This is a genomic window from Luteitalea sp. TBR-22, assembly GCF_016865485.1.
Taxonomy (GTDB): domain Bacteria; phylum Acidobacteriota; class Vicinamibacteria; order Vicinamibacterales; family Vicinamibacteraceae; genus Luteitalea.
The window spans coordinates 658,181-676,470 of the sequence record NZ_AP024452.1; the positions used below are offsets into that span (position 1 = coordinate 658,181).

The 18,290-nt window shown below is 70.9% G+C and carries 11 protein-coding genes; 4 read left to right on the forward strand and 7 right to left on the reverse strand.

All coding sequences use genetic code 11. The features are described from left to right. Positions 1-85: 85 nt before the first annotated feature. From treY to TBR22_RS02795, 7 genes are all read right to left on the reverse strand, one after another. Positions 86-2,983, reverse strand: coding sequence for a malto-oligosyltrehalose synthase (gene treY, locus TBR22_RS02765; RefSeq protein ID WP_239491426.1), 2,898 nt, complete (start codon positions 2,981-2,983; stop codon positions 86-88). Continuing rightward, complete coding sequence (gene treZ, locus TBR22_RS02770) at positions 2,980-4,884, reverse strand: malto-oligosyltrehalose trehalohydrolase (RefSeq protein WP_239491427.1); 1,905 nt, start codon at positions 4,882-4,884, stop codon at positions 2,980-2,982. Before treZ ends, treY begins: the two co-directional genes overlap by 4 nt. Beyond that, on the reverse strand, positions 4,881-8,087 hold the full coding sequence (treS, locus tag TBR22_RS02775; RefSeq protein ID WP_239491428.1) for a maltose alpha-D-glucosyltransferase: 3,207 nt from the start codon (positions 8,085-8,087) through the stop codon (positions 4,881-4,883). Before treS ends, treZ begins: the two co-directional genes overlap by 4 nt. A 99-nt stretch (positions 8,088-8,186) precedes the next feature. Beyond that, positions 8,187-10,316, reverse strand: coding sequence for a glycogen debranching protein GlgX (glgX, locus tag TBR22_RS02780; protein ID WP_239491429.1), 2,130 nt, complete (start codon positions 10,314-10,316; stop codon positions 8,187-8,189). A 130-nt stretch (positions 10,317-10,446) separates the two neighbouring features. Beyond that, on the reverse strand, positions 10,447-10,896 hold the full coding sequence (locus TBR22_RS02785; protein ID WP_239491430.1) for a hypothetical protein: 450 nt from the start codon (positions 10,894-10,896) through the stop codon (positions 10,447-10,449). Beyond that, positions 10,893-12,365, reverse strand: coding sequence for a TIGR01777 family oxidoreductase (locus tag TBR22_RS02790; RefSeq protein WP_239491431.1), 1,473 nt, complete (start codon positions 12,363-12,365; stop codon positions 10,893-10,895). The genes TBR22_RS02785 and TBR22_RS02790 overlap by 4 nt, the downstream gene beginning before the upstream one ends. A gap of 194 nt (positions 12,366-12,559) precedes the next feature. Beyond that, complete coding sequence (locus TBR22_RS02795) at positions 12,560-13,048, reverse strand: fasciclin domain-containing protein (protein ID WP_239491432.1); 489 nt, start codon at positions 13,046-13,048, stop codon at positions 12,560-12,562. Between the two features lie 230 nt (positions 13,049-13,278). On the opposite strand from TBR22_RS02795, the gene queA reads away from it, so the two are divergent. The 4 genes from queA (at position 13,279) to TBR22_RS02815 (ending at position 18,130) form a co-directional block, all read left to right on the forward strand. Next, entirely contained in the window at positions 13,279-14,463 is a 1,185-nt protein-coding gene (gene queA / locus TBR22_RS02800; protein WP_239491433.1) for a tRNA preQ1(34) S-adenosylmethionine ribosyltransferase-isomerase QueA, read from the forward strand. Between the two features lie 148 nt (positions 14,464-14,611). After that, positions 14,612-15,046 carry a hypothetical protein gene (locus TBR22_RS02805; protein WP_239491434.1) on the forward strand — a complete coding sequence of 145 codons (435 nt, stop codon included), beginning with the start codon at positions 14,612-14,614 and terminating at the stop codon, positions 15,044-15,046. A 7-nt stretch (positions 15,047-15,053) separates the two neighbouring features. Beyond that, positions 15,054-16,757: a DEAD/DEAH box helicase gene (locus TBR22_RS02810; protein WP_239491435.1), complete on the forward strand. Its 1,704-nt coding sequence runs from the start codon at positions 15,054-15,056 to the stop codon at positions 16,755-16,757. Then, positions 16,754-18,130: a sulfatase gene (locus tag TBR22_RS02815; protein WP_239491436.1), complete on the forward strand. Its 1,377-nt coding sequence runs from the start codon at positions 16,754-16,756 to the stop codon at positions 18,128-18,130. The genes TBR22_RS02810 and TBR22_RS02815 overlap by 4 nt, the downstream gene beginning before the upstream one ends. Positions 18,131-18,290 lie beyond the last annotated feature (160 nt).

Below are 18,290 nucleotides of genomic sequence, written 5' to 3' on the forward strand. Positions count from 1 at the left end.
GACAAAGGCACCTGGCTTCCGATGCCTCACCGAAGCAATCATCATGGCACAAGTGAGGCACGCGCGCAGGCGACCTTGGGCCAGTTCACCCGGTCGCCGGAACGAGCACGGCCACCGGCAGCGACTCGAGGACGCGCGCAAGGAAGAGCCAGCGTGTATCGGCCGTGGCGGCGGGGGCAACCGTCGCGCCCGTCAGCAGGTCCCGCCACGCCGCTTCCGGCCCGTCAAGCGGCAGGATCGCCCGCGACGTCGCCCACGCGGCGCCCACCGGCCACTCGCCCGGCAGTCTGCCGGTGCGTAAGCCGACGATGACGATCACCCAGCCGTGGGTCGGGTGCGTCCGAGCGAACGCCATCGCCGAGGCATCGACGGAGAGGTCCACGGTCAGCGGCCGGTAGTCACCGTGGTGCCAGAGCTCGGGCTGCCCGCGCCGCGCCCGCAGCAGCGTGGCGACGACGTGCTGCTTGATGCGCCCGTCGGGCCAGGCCTCGAGCCAGCCGCGCACCGCGTCGGCACCGGACGCTCCCGTCGTCCGCTCCGCGTCGATCGCCGCCAGCCGCGTCGCCAGCGCGTCGAACGGCACCGGCCGCCGGTTGTCGGGATCGACGAGGTCGAACTTCCAGTCCTCGGCGCCCTGGTAGGTGTCCGGAATCCCGGGCAGCGTCGACTTGAGGACCACCTGGGCGAGGCTGTTGGACACGCCGCGTCGCGCGATCCGCTCGGCGATCGGGCGCAGCGCCCCGAGCACCCGGCCCGACACGCTCCCCGTGAGCACCTCGGCCACGTACGCCATCGTCGCCGACTCGTACGCCTCGTTCTGCGCAATCCAGCTGGTGTGCCGCTTGGCCTCCCTGATGGCCTTGAGCATGTACGCCTTCAACCGTTCCACCAGGTCGGCCGGCGCGGGCGAGGCCACTGGCACGCCGGGCGGCCAGCAGCCCACCAGCACCTGCAGGAAGCGATACTCGTCGAGGCGGTCGGGCCCCCACGTGTTGCGTCGCAGCGTGCGTGCCGGCGCGGCGGCCCGCAGCGCCCGGCCTACTGCCTCCTGCCACGCCTCGGGCCACTCCGACAGCGCGTGGATGCGGGCCCGCACGTCCTCGCCGAGCTTGGTGTCGTGGGTCGAGAGGGTCACCATCGCCAGCGGCCAGTCGCGCTGGCGCTCCCGCGCCGCCGCGTGCACGTCGTCGACCGATGGCACCGGCCGGCCCGGGTCGGCGCCCACCTCGTTGAGCGACACCAGCACGTTGTGCCGGTAGAAGGTCGTGTCCTCGACGCCCTTGGCCTGCACCGGACCCGTGTACTGCTGCAGCTTCATGGCGAAGGCGAGCCGCCGCTCGCGCATCGCGCTGGCCGACGGATCGTCGAGGACCGGCTCGCCCGGCAGCAGCACGTCGCGCAGGAACCGGAAGAGCGACCGCTCCATCGCCGGATTGCGCCGCTCGGCCTCGGCGATCGTGCGATCGACGATGGCCTCGTCCTCGCGCGTCCAGCCGCGGTGACTCGCGTAGGTGCGGTACACCGGGATGCACGCCACGTACTCGGTGATCAGCTCGCGCAGGCTGTTCAGCGTGAAGTCGCGCGTGTGCCGGTCGCCGCGGGCGATGCGGGAGAGCGCGTCGGCGAGCACGCCGAGCTCGCTCGACATCGCCGTGTTCATGATCAGCCGCTTGGCCTCGTACACGATCTCGTCGAGCGGCTCGCGCGCGCCGGTCAGGCGGGCATGCAGGCGCCGCAGCCGGCGCAGGCCGGCAGGATCGACGAACAGGCCGTTGATCTCGTTGAGGCTCTCGTAGCCCGTCGTGCCGTGCACCTCCCAGTCGGCCCGCAGGCGCTCGTCGCCGGAGAGGATCTTCTCGGCGACCACGTACAGGGGCGCATCGACGCCGGTCTCGCGCCGGGCCAGCGCCTGCAGCCGGGTGAAGTAGGCCGCGGGGTCGAACAGGCCGTCGGGGTGATCGAGGCGGAGCCCGCGCACCACGCCTTCGCGCAGCCATCGCCCGACCAGCGCATGCGTCGCCTCGAAGACCGCCTCGTGCTCCACGCACACGCCCGCGAGCTCGTTCACGTCGAAGAACCGGCGGTAGTTGATCTCGTCGACGGCCGTCCGCCACGACGCCAGCCGGTAGGGCTGTGCCTCGAGCAGCCCGTGCAGTTCGTCGAACGACGCGGTGTCGCCCGGCCTGCCGTTCACCAGTTGCACGGCGTCCTCGATCGCCTCGGCGACGACGGGCGCCTCCGCGACCAGTCGCACGAGCCGCGCGCGGTGCACTTCCTTCTCGCGCTGCCGGATGGCGATGCGCTCCGGGTGCGTGTCGGTGTAGGGGGGCAGGTTGTGCAGGCCCTCGAGGATGCTCAGGAACTCGATGACGGCCGGGTGCGCGTCGCCGAGTTGCGCCTGCAGCGCCGTGCCGGCGTGTCGCAGCACCAGTGGCGTCTGCCGCGGGTTGACCGGCAGCCGGTGCTCGAAGTACCGCAGCCACAGCCGACCATCGTCGTATTCCAGGCGCAGTTCGCCGCGCTCGAGCACCACGCCGTACTGCTCGCCGAGGATCGGCAGCAGCACCTTCTGTCGGAGGTGCGGCGTCACCGGTTCCCAGTCGATGTCGAAGTACTCGGCGTACGGGGAGCACGGGCCGTTCTCGAGCACCTCGCGCCACCACGGATTGGCGCGCGGGTCGACGCCCATGTGGTTCGGCACGATGTCGGACACGAGCCCCATGCCGTGCGCCGTCGCCGTCGCGGCCAGCGACGCGAGGTCCTCCTCGGTGCCGAGGTCCGGGTTCACGGCGGCGTGATCGCAGATGTCGTAGCCGTGCGTGCTGCCGGGCCGGGCCTTCAGCATCGGCGAGAGGTACAAACCGTCGACGCCGAGCGCGGCCAGGTAGGGCACCACCGCCTCCACCTGCCGGAACGTGAGATCCGGGCCGAGCTGCAGGCGGTAGGTGCTCGCGGGCGTCCAGGCCGGTGTCCGCAGGCTCATGCCACGCCTCCTGCCAGGTGCAGGACGACCCCAAGCGGCGCGTTGGGACCGTCGATGATCAACCGCCCGGCGTCGACACGGACCGTCGCATCCATCGAGCCGGCAAGCAAGGCAGGGCGCGGTGTCTCACCGAGCCCACCCAAGGTAGGGCGCGGTGTCTCACCGCGCCGTTGGTCGTCTGTGACAGCCTGCACGGATTCGACCGCGATCTCCCGCGTGCCGCGCCCCGAGAAGTCCACGTACGTCGCCAGCGTGCCGCCGAGCGCCGACGGTTGCGTCAGCCACAGCGCCTGCGCGTTGAGCGCCACGCAGCGCACGCGCGTGCGATCGCGGACCATGCCGAGGTGCGCCCGACGGATGGCGAGCAGCGCGCGCGTCTGCGCCAGGGCCTCGGCATGCGGCGACCGCTCGCGTTCGCGCCAGTCGAGCCGACTCGCCTGCCACGTGCCCGGCGCCTGTGGGCTCGGGATGCGCTCACGCGCCTCGGGGGCGCTGAAGGCCGAGAAGCGCCGGAACTCGTGCCGACGCCCCTCCACGACCCGCTCGCCGAGCCCGTCGCCGTGATCGGTGAAGAAGAGGAACGGCGTCGAGGCGGCCCACTCCTGTCCCATGAAGAGCAACGGTGTCTCCGGGGCGGTCAACAGCAGCACGTGCGCCGCCAGCCATGCCGCCATGTCGATCTGGTGGTGCAGGCGGTCGCCGTGGGCACGGTTGCCGACCTGGTCGTGGTTCTGCAGGCAGATCACCGAGGCCTCGATCGGCACCCGGGCCGGCGACGTGCCGCGCGGCCCGTCGTAGTGCACGGCATGCTGACCGCTGAACACCCAGCCGTCGGCGACGGCAGCGGCGATCTCGTCGGTGCTGCCGCGGAAGTCCGAGAACCACGCTTCGTGGTCGCCAGCGAGGTGCCGACGGACGGTGTGGTGGAAGTCGTCGGCCCACACGCCGGTCATACCGTGGCCACCCTCGGCGATCGGCAGCAGCAGCGTGTCGAGGTTGCGCTCGTCCTCGGCGATCAGGTGCACCTCGCGACCGGTGACGTGCGCCTCGACCTCGCGCGCCAGTTGCGTGAGCAGGTGCTCCGCGCTCGCGTCGGTGAGCGCGTGGGTGGCGTCGAGCCGCAGGCCGTCGAGGTGGTACTCGAGCAGCCAGTGCAGCGCGTTGTCGCACAGCAGCCGACGCACCTGCGCCGAGCCGGGACCATCGAGGTTGATGCCGCGGCCCCACGGCGACGTGTGGCGGTCGGTGAACACGGTGGGCATCCACGCCGCCAGGTACGCGCCGTCGGGCCCGAGGTGGTTGTAGACCACGTCGAGCAGCACGGCGAGGCCGAGCGCGTGGGCGCGGTCCACAAGCGCCCGGAGATCGTCTGGATGCCCGTAGCGCTCCGACGGGGCGAAGAGCGCCGCGCCGTCGTAGCCCCAGTTGCGGGTGCCCGGGAACGCCGCGACCGGCATCAGTTCGATCGCGGTCACCCCGAGCTCGACGAGGTCGGGCAGCCGCGCCATCGCCGCGGCGAACGTGCCCTCCTCGGTGAACGTGCCCACGTGCAGCTCGTACACGACCAGCGCATGGCGGGGAACGCCGCGCCAGCCCTCGTCGGTCCAGGCGAAGGCGTCCGGATCGATCACCATCGACGGGCCGTGCACGCCATCGGGCTGCCAGCGCGTACAGGGATCGGGCCAGGCCGGATCGTCGTCTCGCTGGAGCCGGTACCGATCACCGGCCCGTACCCCCGGCACCGACACCTCGAACGTGTCCTCGACGACCCGCGCCAGCGGCACTGCCGCATGGCCCTCGCGCAGGAGCCTCACCTCGCGCGCCCCCGGCGCGCAGACGCGGAACGTCGCGCCGCGAGCGTCGAGCCGCGTGCCGAACGTCGGTGTCCACGCCACGCTCATGAAGGTTCCCCGACCGGACGCGCCGCCAGATCGGCAAGCACCGTGCGCGCCATGTGGCGACGGGCTTCGCCGGCGCCCACCGCATCGACGAGCCAGCGCCAGATCAGGCTGGCGCGCAGGCCCTCGACGAGCGTCGCCACCGGCGGCGCCTCGTGTCCGGCGGCCGCGAGTTCCTCCTGCCAGCCGCGCACCAGCGCCCACGTCGCCACCGCCCACCAGGTCCGCGCGTGCGGATCGTGCAGGTCGCGCCCGGGTGCATGGACGATTGCCGTCACCGCCACGTACGCCAGATCGGCGGCCAGTCCGCCGATGTCGCGCTCGCCATGATCGCCGGTCTGCGTCTCGCGCCGCGCCGTCGCGTCGTCCGGATCGACGGGCACTGGCTCGCCGTCGGTCCATCGCCAGCGCGCCAGGGCGCCGAGCAGTGGCCCCGTGGCGAGCACGCGCCTGGCCGCCGGGCCGGCCAGCAGCGTCGCCCACCGGCTCCGTGCGTCGGGGGGCAGGTCGACGAGCGCCGCGAGCGCCGCATCGGCCATCTCGCGATCGCGCGTCGCGCCCTCGTCCTCGCGCGGGCCGCCGCCGGAGGCGCCGGCCGGGGCCATGGCGATCGCCACGTGGGTCGACGCCACCCGCCGCCCGAGGATGCGCGCCATGCGCTCCACCTCGTGCAGCGGTTCGCTGTCAAGGCGAGGCGCGTCGCGACCCTCGCGCAGCCAGGCGAAGGGATCGGCCACCTCACCCGCGGTGCGCGGCTCGGCGAGCCAGCGCGACACGAGGCGTTGCGCCCGCACCCAGCCGTCCTCGGTCGCCGGGACGCGCGAGCGGAGCAGCAGGAAGGGCCAACGCCGGCCGTCGGGTGTCAGCAGGTCGAGGCTCGCGTACGGCACCGGCAGTTCCACGTCGATGTTCTGCGACAGCGCGCCGAGCAGGAGCTGCTCCTGCGAGCGCCCGGCGAGCAGCCGTCGCCTGATCTTGATCTCGGCCGCAGCGCCGCACGTCACCACGGTCTGCCCGAGCGTGGTCGGCACGGCCGAGTACGGCTCGTGGTCGGCCAGCACGGCCGGCCCCTGCGACGCCGCGTCGAACACGCCGTCGCGACCGGGCACCCGCGTCCCGTCGGTCAACAGGCGCATCAGCACGCGCGCCGCGTCGGCCTCGATCACCTCGTGCAGCACGCCCGTTCGGGCGCCGGCGATCCGGGCGACGACACGATCGGGGTGCTTGTCGAGCAGTTCCTCGCCGCGTGGCCCGGAGGTGAAGGTGAGCACGAGACCGTAGCGGTACGTGTCGACGTCGCCCTCGACGTCCACGGCCGCGAGCACCACCGGCTCGTTGCCGCCGCGGGCCAGCGCGTGGCTGGCGATGCGCACGCCGCGCACGTCTGGCCCCGGCGCGCGGTACCAGGGCTGCCGCTCGAGGTACGGGCGCAGGTACCGTCGCTCCAGCACCGCCCGCCCGGGGCCGTCGAGCAGCGTGTCCCAGCGCTCGCTCACCAGCAGGTCGGGCAGCGCGTGACGACGCGTGTCGACCAGGGCCTCTCCCGAGGCGCGCGGATCGGCGGCGTCGAGCACGTGGAGCCAGTACCAGCCGTAGGGGGCCAGGGTCACGGTGAGCCCGCCCTTGTCGAGCGGCGGCATGCGCGTCGCGCCGAGCATCTCCACGGGCACGCCCTCGAGCCGCGTCTGCACGCGCGCGGTCTGCACCTGCCCCGACAGGTTGGCGACGACGAGCACGCGGTCGTCCCGGTAGGTGCGCGTGAAGGCGAGCACGCGGCGGTTGCCGGTCTCCACGAAGTCCACGTCGCCGCGGCCGAACGTCGGATGGGCCTGGCGCGTCGCGATCATCGTGCGCATCCAGTTGAGCAGCGACGCCGGGGAGCGCTCCTGCGCCTCGACGTTCACCGCCTGGAAGCCGAACACCGGGTCCATGACCGGCGGCGCGCACAGCCGCTGCGGGTCGGCGCGCGAGAAGCCGCCGTTGCGATCGCCGGTCCACTGCATCGGCGTGCGCACGCCGTGCCGGTCCGACAGGTAGATGTTGTCGCCCATGCCGATCTCGTCGCCGTAGTACACCACCGGCGTGCCGGGCAGCGAGAACAGCAGCACGTGGAGCAACTCGATGCGCCGACGGTCGCCGTCGACCAGCGGCGCCAGCCGCCGGCGGATCCCGACGTTGATCCGCATGCGCGGATCCTCGGCGAAGGCGCCGTACATGTACTCGCGCTCCTCGGGCGTCACCATCTCCAGCGTCAGCTCGTCGTGGTTGCGCAGGAACAGCGCCCACTGGCAGCTCGGCGGGATGTCGGGCGTCTGGCGCAGGATCTCGACGATGGGCTCGCGGTCCTCGCGCTCGATGGCCATGTACAGCCGCGGCATGAGCGGGAAGTGGAACGCCATGTGGCACTCGTCGCCGTCGCCGAAGTAGGCGCTGACGTCGGCCGGCCACTGGTTGGCCTCGGCCAGCAGCACGCGGCCCGGGTACTGGTCGTCGAGGAAGCGGCGCACCTGCTTGATCAGCGCGTGGGTCTCCGGCAGGCTCTCGCACGAGGTGCCCTCGCGCTCGATCAGGTACGGGATCGCGTCGAGCCGGAACGCGTCGACGCCGAGGTCGAGCCAGAACTTCATGATGCGCAGCATCGCCCGCATCACCCGCGGGTTGTCGAAGTTCAGGTCCGGCTGGTGGTGGAAGAAGCGGTGCCAGTAGTACGCGTTGGCGACCGGATCCCACGTCCAGTTTGACGTCTCGGTGTCGGTGAAGATGATGCGCGTGCCTTCGTACTTCCGGTTGGTGTCGCTCCACACGTAGAAGTCGCGGGCCGGCGAGCCGGGGGGCGCGTGGCGCGCCGCCTGGAACCACGGGTGCTGGTCCGAGGTGTGGTTCATCACCAGTTCGGTGATCACCCGGAGGTTGCGCGAATGCGCCTCCCGCAGGAAGCGCTTCACGTCGCGCAACGTGCCGTAGGCGGGGTGCACGCCCTGGTAGTGACCGATGTCGTATCCATCGTCGCGCAGCGGCGAGGGGTAGAAGGGCAGCACCCAGATGGTGTTGACGCCGAGCGCCTGCAGGTAGTCGAGCTTGCGGATCAGGCCCGTGAAGTCGCCGATGCCATCGTCGTTGCCGTCGTGGAAGGTGCGGACGTGCACCTGGTAGATGACCGCGTCCTTGTACCAGTCGGGGTGGGGCCCACGCGTGAACTCGTCCATGGCTCCTGAAACGCGAAACGCACGCCAGCCACGGCCGGGATGGCCGCGGGGGCGTGCGGGAGGCCCGTGCAACTGACGGGCAAATGCGACAGGACGATCTTACCTGATGACGGAGCGCGTCCGCTCATCCGCGCGCAGCAGGACGACCGAGCGTCCGGCCACCGGATAGGCGCCGCGTTCGGCGGGCGCGACCGGCTGGTGCTCGATGCCGGTGTCGAACACGCGCGTCCACGCCAGGCCGCTGCCCAGGTGCGGCAGCTTGAACGGCCGGGGCTGCGGGTCGGCGTTGAGCAGCACCAGCAGCGTGTCGTCGACGATCGGTTCGCCGCGCGCGTTGATCTCGTCCATGGCGATGCCGCTCAGCAGCACCCCGAGCGCGTGCACGTGCGGCGCCGACCACATTGCGTCGGTCATCTCGACGCCCGACGGGTCGAACCACGCCAGGTCCTTCACGCCCGCGCCGCGCAGCGGCCGTCCCTGGAAGTAGCGCTGGCGGCGCAGCACGGGATGCTTCTGGCGCAGCGTGATCAGCATCCGCGAGAACTCGAGGAAGTCCTTGTCCTCCTCGCTCAGCTCCCAGTGGAACCAGCTGATGTCGTTGTCCTGGCAGTAGGCGTTGTTGTTGCCCTTCTGCGTGCGGCCCATCTCGTCGCCGCCGCAGATCATCGGCACGCCCTGCGACAGCAGCAGCGTCGCCATGAGGTTGCGCCGCTGCTGGACGCGCGCCTGCCGGATCACCGGATCGGTCGTCGGACCCTCGACGCCGAAGTTCATGCCGAGGTTGTTGGACTCGCCGTCGCGGTTCTGCTCGCCGTTGGCGTCGTTGTGCTTGCGCTCGTAGCTGACCAGGTCGGCCAGCGTGAAGCCGTCGTGGCACGTCACGAAGTTGATGCTGGCGCTCGGCAGGCGGCCGGTCGCCTCGTACAGGTCGCTGCTGCCCGCCAGGCGGGTCGCGAACTCGGACACCTGCCCGCCGTCGCCCCGCCAGAACCGCCGCACCGAGTCACGGTAGCGCCCGTTCCACTCGGTCCAGCCGACCGGGAAGTTGCCGACCTGGTAGCCGCCCTCGCCGAGGTCCCACGGCTCGGCGATGAGCTTCACCTGCGACAGCACCGGGTCCTGGTGGATGATGTCGAAGAACGAGCCCAGCTTGTCCACCGCGTGCAGCTCGCGCGCCAGCGCGCTCGCGAGGTCGAAGCGGAAGCCGTCGACGTGCATCTCGAGCACCCAGTACCGCAGGCTGTCCATGATCAGCTGCAGCACGCGCGGGCTCTGCATGTTCAGCGTGTTGCCCGTGCCCGTGAAGTCCTCGTAGTAGCGGCGGTCGCCCGGCGAGAGCCGGTAGTAGGACACGTTGTCGATGCCGCGCAGCGACAGCGTCGGCCCGAGGTGGCTGCCCTCGGCGGTGTGGTTGTAGACCACGTCGAGGATCACCTCGAGGCCCGCCGCGTGCAGCGCCCGCACCATCGACTTGAACTCGCGCACCGAGCCGTACGCCGACCGGCTCACCGAGTACCGCAGGTCGGGCGCGAAGTACCCGAGCGTGTTGTAGCCCCAGTAGTTCGAGAGCCCCGCCTTGACCAGGTGCCAGTCGTCGATGTGGTGGTGGACCGGCAGCAGTTCCACCGCGGTGACGCCGAGCTTGAGCAGGTGCTCGATCGCCGCTTCCGACGCCAGGCCCAGGTAGCTGCCGCGCAGGTCCTCGGGGATGCCCGGGTGGCGCTTGGTGAAGCCGCGCACGTGCAGCTCGTAGATCACCGTCTCGTGCCAGGGGCGCTTGAGGCGGTGGTCGTCGGCCCAGGTGAACGCCGGGTCGACCACCGAGGCCAGCGGCGCGTAGGCGGCGTTGTCGCGGTCGTCGCGGCTGTCGGGCGAGCCCACCGTGAACCCGAACATGCTGTCGTGCCAGCGGACGTTGCGGCCGACCGCCTTGGCGTACGGGTCGAAGACGAGCTTGGCGGGATTGAAGCGGTGCCCTTCGCGGAGGTCGTACGGACCGTGGACGCGGTAGCCGTACAGCTGGCCCGGGCGGACCTCGGGCAGGTAGCCGTGCCAGACCTGCTCGGTGCGTTGCCTCAGCGGGATGCGGTGCGACTCACGGCCGGCGTAGGGCGAATCGAACAGGCAGAGGTCGACGCCGGTCGCATGCTCCGAGAAGAGGGCGAAGTTGACCCCGATGCCATCCCAGGTGGCGCCGAGGGGGTAAGGAGAGCCTGGCCAGACTTTCATCACGTCGCGCGTTGTCTGAACCCGACGTAGACGTCGGACCTGTCCGACGTTCAGGGAACGTCAGGGAGGATTTCCACGCTGGCCAGACTCAGCCGTCGGGCAGCGGGGGTCCAAGTATGCCATCGGCGGCTCAGCCGCCGGACTGCAGGGCCCGGACCAGCACCCATCCCATCAATATCGCCCTCAGGCTCCACGCGACCGTCCGAACCCAGTTCGTGGCGACCAGCGCGGAGTGGACCCTGGCGTCGTACCCGGAACCCAACTGTCCGTGCAGCGGCACCTGCACGAATGCTGTAGAGAGCCAGATGACCCCGACCAGCCCCGCGCCGACCCACGCCCAGCGTGCCGGAAATGCGGCAGGTCTCGCTTGCACGAGCCACAGGGCCGTGGCCAGTTCCACGAGCATCGCCGGACCGACGACAGGGGTGATCAGGCGCGAGTGGGCGTCGGCGAAGGCGGGGTAGGCGGCGCGATCGGCGTGCGAGAAGAGCGGGTAGTGGACGACCTGGACCATCCAGATCAGCCCGGTCATGAACCACGTGGCCGCCGCGTTGGCGACCAGCACCGCGGTCGTGCTCATGCGACCGGCGTGGCCTCGACGCGACCCAGCGTGAACCTCAGGGCGTCCTCGAGCCGGGGGTGCGAGAACACGTAGCCCGCCGTGGTCAGGGCGGCCGGCAGCACGCGCTTGCTGCTCAGCAGCTCGGCCTCTGCCATCTCGCCGAACAGGGTGGTCAGCACGAAGCCGGGCACGGGGAAGATCGTCGGGCGATGGAGCACGCGGCCCAACGTGCGGGTGAACTCGGCGTTGGTGACCGGGTGCGGCGAGGTCACGTTCATCGGGCCGACGATGGTGTCGTGCGTCAGGGCGAAGAGGATGGACCCGAGCACGTCCTCCATGCCCACCCAGCTGTAGTACTGCTCGCCGGAGGCCAGGCGGCCGCCGACGCCCAGGCTGAACGGCAGGCGCATCTTGCCGAGGGCGCCGCCGCGCGCGTCGAGGATGATGCCGAACCGCGGATGGACGACGCGGATGCCGGCCGCTCGGGCCGGATCGGCCGCCGCCTCCCATTCCTGGCACACGTCGGCGAGGAAGCCCTGGCCGGGCGCGCTCTGCTCGGTGAGGTCCTCGGTCCCGCGGTTGCCGTAGTAGCCGATGGCCGACGCGCTGATGAACACGCGCGGCTTGACGGGCAGCGCCGCCAGCGATCGCGCGAGGGCCTGCGTGGGACCGACGCGGCTGTCGCGGATCTTCGCCTTGAAGGCCGGCGTCCAGCGGCCGCCCGCGACGTTCTCGCCGGCGAGGTGGATCACGGCATCGACGGCCCCGAGCCGGTCGGGATCGACAAGCCCGCGCTCGGGTGACCACTGGTGCTCACCCTGGCGCGGCGTGCCGCGCACGAGACGGACGACGTCGTGGCCGCCGCCCTGGAGGAACGGCACGAGGGCCGAGCCGACGAGGCCGGTGGCCCCGGTGATGGCGATGCGCATGGCAGGTCCTTGCCCGTGGCGCGACAGGTCGGCGCGCGTCACCCAGTGACGATACGCGAACATCCGCCGCAACACCCGCTCGACCATCGGCCGCGCTGGCCACGACAGCGGATCGAGCGGCAGGCGCCAGGTGACTTCGTCGGTGAGGGTGCACGAGGCCGTGGGATCTGCGACTCCCGACTCCCCACTCCCGACCCCCAACTCCCGTCTCCCGATTCCCGACTCCCGACTCCCGATTCCCGACTCCCGACTCCCGACTCCCGTCTCGATCCGGTGCACATGACTCCAGTACGCGAACGGCCCCGAGGCCTGGGTGTCCACGAACTGGCGATCCGCTTCATAGCGCGACGGATCGTGGCGGGCGTCCCAGGTCAGCGTGAGCGGGCCCTGCGAGAGCTCGAGCACCACCTGGCCGTCGGCGAGCGACCCCGTGCGCGAGCGCACGCGGACGCGATCCCACGGCGGCAGCAGGCGAGGCAGCGCACCGGGCTGGGCGTGCCACGCGAAGGCGCGGGCAGCATCGACGGGCAGGGCGACGGAGAAGCGGCGTGTGATCACGGGGGAGACGAAAAACGCCGCTCCGCATGGGGGGATGCGAAGCGGCGACAGGACTTCAAGACGTAACCGTCGGCCCTGGCCGACGGGTGCCCGATGTGTAGGCGTCGGCCTTGGCCCGAAACCAGGCCGTGGGCGTCGACCCTGGCCCGAAACCAGGCCGTGGGCGTCGACCTTCAGGTCGACGCTCGGCACATTTACATCGTGCCCTTGGCCTTCGGCAGGATGACCGTGTCGATCACGTGGATCACGCCGTTGCTGGCGGCCACGTCGGCCTTCACGACCTTCGCGCCGTCGACCGTGACCGTGCCGCCGTTGACGGCGATCTTCACGCTCTGGCCCTGGACCGTCTTGGCTTCCTTCAGCTTCACCACGTCGGCGGCCATCACCTTGCCGGCCACCACGTGATACGTGAGGATCTCCTTCAGCTTCGCGGTGTCCTTCAGCAGGCCCTCGACCGTGCCGGCGGGCAGCTTCTTGAACGCCTCGTCGGTCGGCGCGAACACGGTGAACGGACCGGCGCCCTTCAGGGTCTCGACAAGGCCCGCGGCCTTCACGGCGGTCACGAGCGTGTTGAACATCCCGGCACCCACTGCGGTGTCGACGATGTCCTTGGTCTGGGCCGAGGCCGGGGTGGCCGAAACAGCGACCGCAAGGGCCGCGGCAATCGCAAGACGACGAATCATGGCAAGTCCCTCCGAAAAGGACTGTAGGGCGCGGTAGCTCACCACGCCGTTCCTACGTGACCAACGCGCCCGGGACGGGCGCCGCAAATGCCGCATGGCGGCGAACGGAACTACGACGCCGGAGAGTGGCGGTGAGGATCCCGGCGCGTTGCGCTCGGGCCGACCCCGCGCCATCATGGCGACCTGTGTATGGACGCGCCCCGCGTCCGGAAGGCCCCACGAATAATTCGATGCGCGTCGACGAGTTCGATTTCCCCCTGCCCGACGAACAGATCGCCCAGCACCCCCCGGCGGTGCGCGGCACGTCCCGGTTGATGGTGCTCGACAGGGCCACCGGCGCCACCACGCTCGGCACCGTGGACGACCTGCCCGCGCACTTCCGGGCCGGCGACGTGCTGGTCGTCAACGACACGCGCGTGTTTCCCGCGCGCCTGCTCGGACACAGACTGCCCGGCGGCGGGCGCCTGGAATGTTTGCTCGTGGAAAGGCTCAGGGCTCGAGGCTCGGGGCTCGATGAGGAACGGCTCAGGGCTCAAGGCTCAGGGCTCGAGGAACGGCTCACGGCTCAGGGCTCAGGGCTCAGAGAGCATTCAGAGGGGGACCTGTGGGAGGCGCTCGTCCACCCGGGGCAGCGGCTCAAGGTCGGCAGCCAGTTCGTGATCGACGCGGGCGGGAGTCGGCACCAGGGCGGCGGGAATAACGGCGGCGCCGGCGGTGTTATCCATGGGGAGATTGTCGGCCGCGGCAGTCACGGCAAGCGGACGGTGCGCCTGCGCGCGGAAGGGTTTGCCGACGTCGACACGGCGATCGAGGCCCTCGGGCACATGCCGTTGCCGCCCTACATCAAGCGCCCCGACGCCAGCGACGATCGCGAGCGGTACCAGACGGTGTACGGCACGCAGCGCGGGTCGGTGGCCGCACCCACGGCCGGGCTGCACTTCACGCCGGGCATGCTCGAGCGCCTGCAGGCGATGGGCGTGGAGATCGTGCGCGTGACGCTGCACGTCGGCTACGGCACGTTCAAGCCGGTGCGCGTCGAGCTCGTCGAGGATCACGTCGTCGACCCGGAGCGCTACGACATCTCCGAGGCCGCGGCCGACGCGATCAACCGCGCGAAGGCCGACGGCCGTCGCGTCGTCGTCGTCGGCACCACCAGCACCCGCGCGCTCGAGAGCGCGGTCGGCGAGGACGGCCGGGTGCGCGCCGGCGCCGCCACCACGTCGCTCTACATCCGCCCGGGGCACCGCTTCCGCGTCGTCGACGCGCTGATGACCAACTTCCACGTGCCGCGTTCGTCGCTGCTGTTCCTGGTGTGTGCGTTCGCCGGGCACCGGCGCGTGATGGACGCCTACGCGCGCGCCGTCGCCGAGGGGTTCAGGTTCTACAGCTATGGCGACGCGATGCTGATCGTGTAGGAGGCAATTTGAAATTCGAAATTTGAAATTGATCGGCGGCCGGCCTGTCGGCCTTGCCGCTCGAGGCATCCGATGGGCTGCGGCGCAGCCGCGCCCCGCGAGAATTTCGAATTTCAAATTTCAAATTGCCACCGCTATGCTGTCGGGCATGCGGAACAAGATGACGTTCCTCGCCGGCGCCCTCGCCGGCTCGGTGTTCACGGCAGTGGTGTTCACGGTCGGCGCGGCGGGCCTGCAGGCGCTGCGCGCGCCCGAGGCGCAGGCGGCGGCCGCGCAGGCCGCGGCGCCGAAGGCCGGGGCCATCAAGTACTCCACGAAGGTCGTGTTCGAGAACGAGCGCGTGCGCGTCAAGGACGTGACGTTCCCGGGCGGCGTGCTCGACACCGGCATGCACACGCACGAGCTCGCGCACGTCGGCGTGATCCTCACCGAGGGCAAGCTGGTGTTCACCGAGCCCGACGGGAAGAAGGAAACAGCGTCGTTCACCGCGGGCAGCGTCGGCTTCCGCGCCGCGAACGCGACCCACCAGGTGGCGAGCCCCGGCCCTGGCGCGATGCGCGTGATCGAGGTCGAGCTGAAGTAGGGCCGCCATGGAAGCGCCGGCGCTGATCGAGGGCGGGCCCGGCGCGGGAGCGGGCGACTGGCGGTCCGAGGCCATCGGGCGCCTGTGTGAAGTGCTGTCACACCGAGACCTCACGCAGCTCCTGGGTTCACTCCTCGACTCGGCACGCGCGACGCTCCGGCAGCGGAAGGGACACGACACCAGTGGCAGCAAGGCCGATCTGGCGAGGGCCCTGCTGCTGATCCATCACGAGGACCTGCTGGCCGACGCTGATACGCGCGACCTGGTGGCGCGGCGCTGCGGTGTGCGCGCGCCGTCGCGCTGGCACCCGGGCAAGGCCGGCGCGCTCGATTTCGCGCGGGCCTGCGGGTTGCCCGTGATGCTGGCAGGCATCCCGGCCAACGAGCGACAACGCGACATCGAGCACATCGAGGCACCGGTACGCCTGCCGCCGCTCGCCAACTTCCAGGAGGAGGTGTCGACCGCCCTGCTCGCCGAGATCGCGCAGCCGCGCGGTCGCGCGATCGTGTCGCTCCCGACGGGGGCTGGCAAGACGAGGACGGCCGTCGAGTCGATTCATCGGCTGCTCGTCAGGCCTGGCCTCGACTCGCGCCCCCGCCCGTACGTCATCGTGTGGCTCGCCCACACCGAGGAGCTGTGCGAGCAGGCGTTGGCCTGCTTCCGGCAGGTGTGGGCGGGTATCGGCGACGGCCCGCCGTTGGCGCTGGTGCGCTTCTGGGGCAACTACACGCGGGGCGAAGAGCTGCTGCGCGAGTCGCTGGGGCACGCGACGCGCGACTTCTGCGTCCTGGTCTCCACGCCGCAGCGGCTGGTGAACGTGCTCGATTCCGCCGATCCCCTGCAGCAGGAGTGGCGGGCGACGCTGATGACCCGGGCCGGCCTCGTGGTGATCGACGAGGCGCATCGTGCGGCGGCCCCCACATATCGGCAGATCATCGACGCGTTCGGCACGGCCACCCACGCGGCGATCATCGGCCTCACCGCCACGCCGTTCCGGCGGGAGTACGTGGATCAACACGAGGGCACGCGAGAGCTGCGAGCCCTCTTCCGACGCCTGATCGAGGCGCGACGGACCCTGGGCGACGAGCCGCTTGCCGCGCTGCAGACCCGAGGCGTGCTCGCTCGGCCGGTCGTGAAGGAGATCGTCACCCGGCAGCGGGTGCGCCTGCAGTTGACGCTCTTCGACGCGGCGCCGAGCGATGAGCGTCTCGACGAGGAGATCAATCAACTGGTGGACACGCACGCGCGTCGACGCGAGATTCTCAAGGCGCTGCTCGTGGAATCGCAGTTCCGGCCCGACATGCGCATGGTCTACTTCGCGCCGTCGGTGCACGACGCGCGCTGCATGGCCTACCTGCTCCAGGAGTCCGGCGTGAGCGCCTCGGTGGTCACTGGTGAAACCAGGGTTGTGACGCGCCGGCGCGTCATCGAGGACTTCCGTCGCGGCCGCGTCCGCGTGCTCTGCAACTGCGAGGTGCTGACCACGGGCTTCGACGACCCGCAGGTGACGCACGTGGTCATGAGTCGCACAACGGTGAGCCAGGTGCTGTACGAGCAGATGGTCGGTCGCGGCTTGCGTGGCCCGGCATTCGGAGGGACCGACGCGTGCGTGGTGATGGACTGCATCGACGAGTACGAGACCGGGCCGAGGTTGTCGCTCGGGTACACCGGCTTCCGCGAGGTATGGCGGCCGAGGAGAGCCAGGCCGTGACGCGATCCTTCTCGGGCATCGTCCTGGGTGTGCTGGCGTTCCTGTCGTCGATGGCCGCGCACATCGCCCTCGCGCAAGCACCTCCGACATCCCCGCCGCGCCCCAACATCGTCGTCATCCTCGCCGACGACATGGGCTGGGGCGACCTCGCTTCGTACGGGCATCCGCTGCATCGAACGCCCAATCTCGACCAGCTCGCGCGTGAGGGCCTGCGCGCGACGAGCGCCTACGCGCCGTCGCCGTCGTGCTCGCCGACCCGTGCCTCGCTGCTTACTGGCAAGTACGCGTTCAAGGTCGGCGTGCCGGCGCCGTTCGCGCCGCGCAGCAGCGGCGGCCTGCGGGCGAAGGACTACGTCACGCTGCCGCGCGTGCTGCACGATGCCGGCTACCGCACGATGGTCGTCGGCAAGTGGCACCTCGGCGACCAGCCGGGCATGCGGCCGCTCGATCACGGCTTCGATCGGTTCGTGGGCATGCTCTACAGCCACGACTACAAGGACCCGTTCGTGCAGACGCCGGAGAAGCTGGCGTTGTGGGATGGGGAGACGCGGCGTGTGGAGGAGCCCGATCCGGCGACGCTCACGCCCACCTACACGCGCGAGGCGGTGGCCTTCATCCGCGAGAGCGCCGCGGCCAGGCGTCCGTTCTTCCTGTACCTGGCGCACTCGATGCCGCACGTCCCGCTCGCGGCGTCACCCGCGTGGCGCGGCAAGACGTCGAGCCTTTACGGCGACGTCATCGCCGAACTCGACGACTCGGTCGGCCAGGTGCGCGCCGCGCTCACCGCCGCCGGCGTCGCCGACAACACCATCGTCATCTTCACCAGCGACAACGGCCCCTGGAACGCCATGCCCGACCGCATGTTCGGCCGCGACATCGTCAAGCCCTGGGACCACGGCACGCCCGGACCGTTCCGCGGCGGCAAGGCGGGCACGTACGAAGGCGGCCACCGCGTGCCGTTCCTCGCCGCGTGGCCGGGCCGCGTCCAGGCCGGGCAGGTCACCGACCTGCCGATCAGCATCATCGACATCTTTCCCACGCTCGCCGCCCGCGCTGGACTTGCCGACAAGGTGCCGGCCGACGTCGACGGCGTCGACCTCTGGCCGACGACCACGCCCGGCGCCGGCCCCTCGGCCGACCGGACGCTGTTCTACGACAACGGCGGCACCCTTGAGGCGATCCGCCAGGGGCCGTGGAAGCTGCGGGTCACCCGCGCGTCCGCCGCGCCAAACGCCCCGGCTGCCGAACGCGTCGAGTTGTTCCACCTTCTGAACGACCCCTCGGAGCGCTACGACCAGGCCGCCGCCCACCCGGAGGTCGTCTCCCGCCTCCGCGCCCGGCTCGCCGCCGAGATCGCCAAGAAGAAGGTGTAGGCGTCGGCCTCGGCCGACGCGGGGCGTCAGGGCAGGGAGGAACGTCCCAGCCGCGGACGTGGGCGTCGACCTTGAAGACTCGCCGATATGCGCCTGGCGGCGCGCGGCGAGTTTAGGTCGACGCGGGGCGTAAGGGCTGGGAAGGACCTTCGCCTCCGGA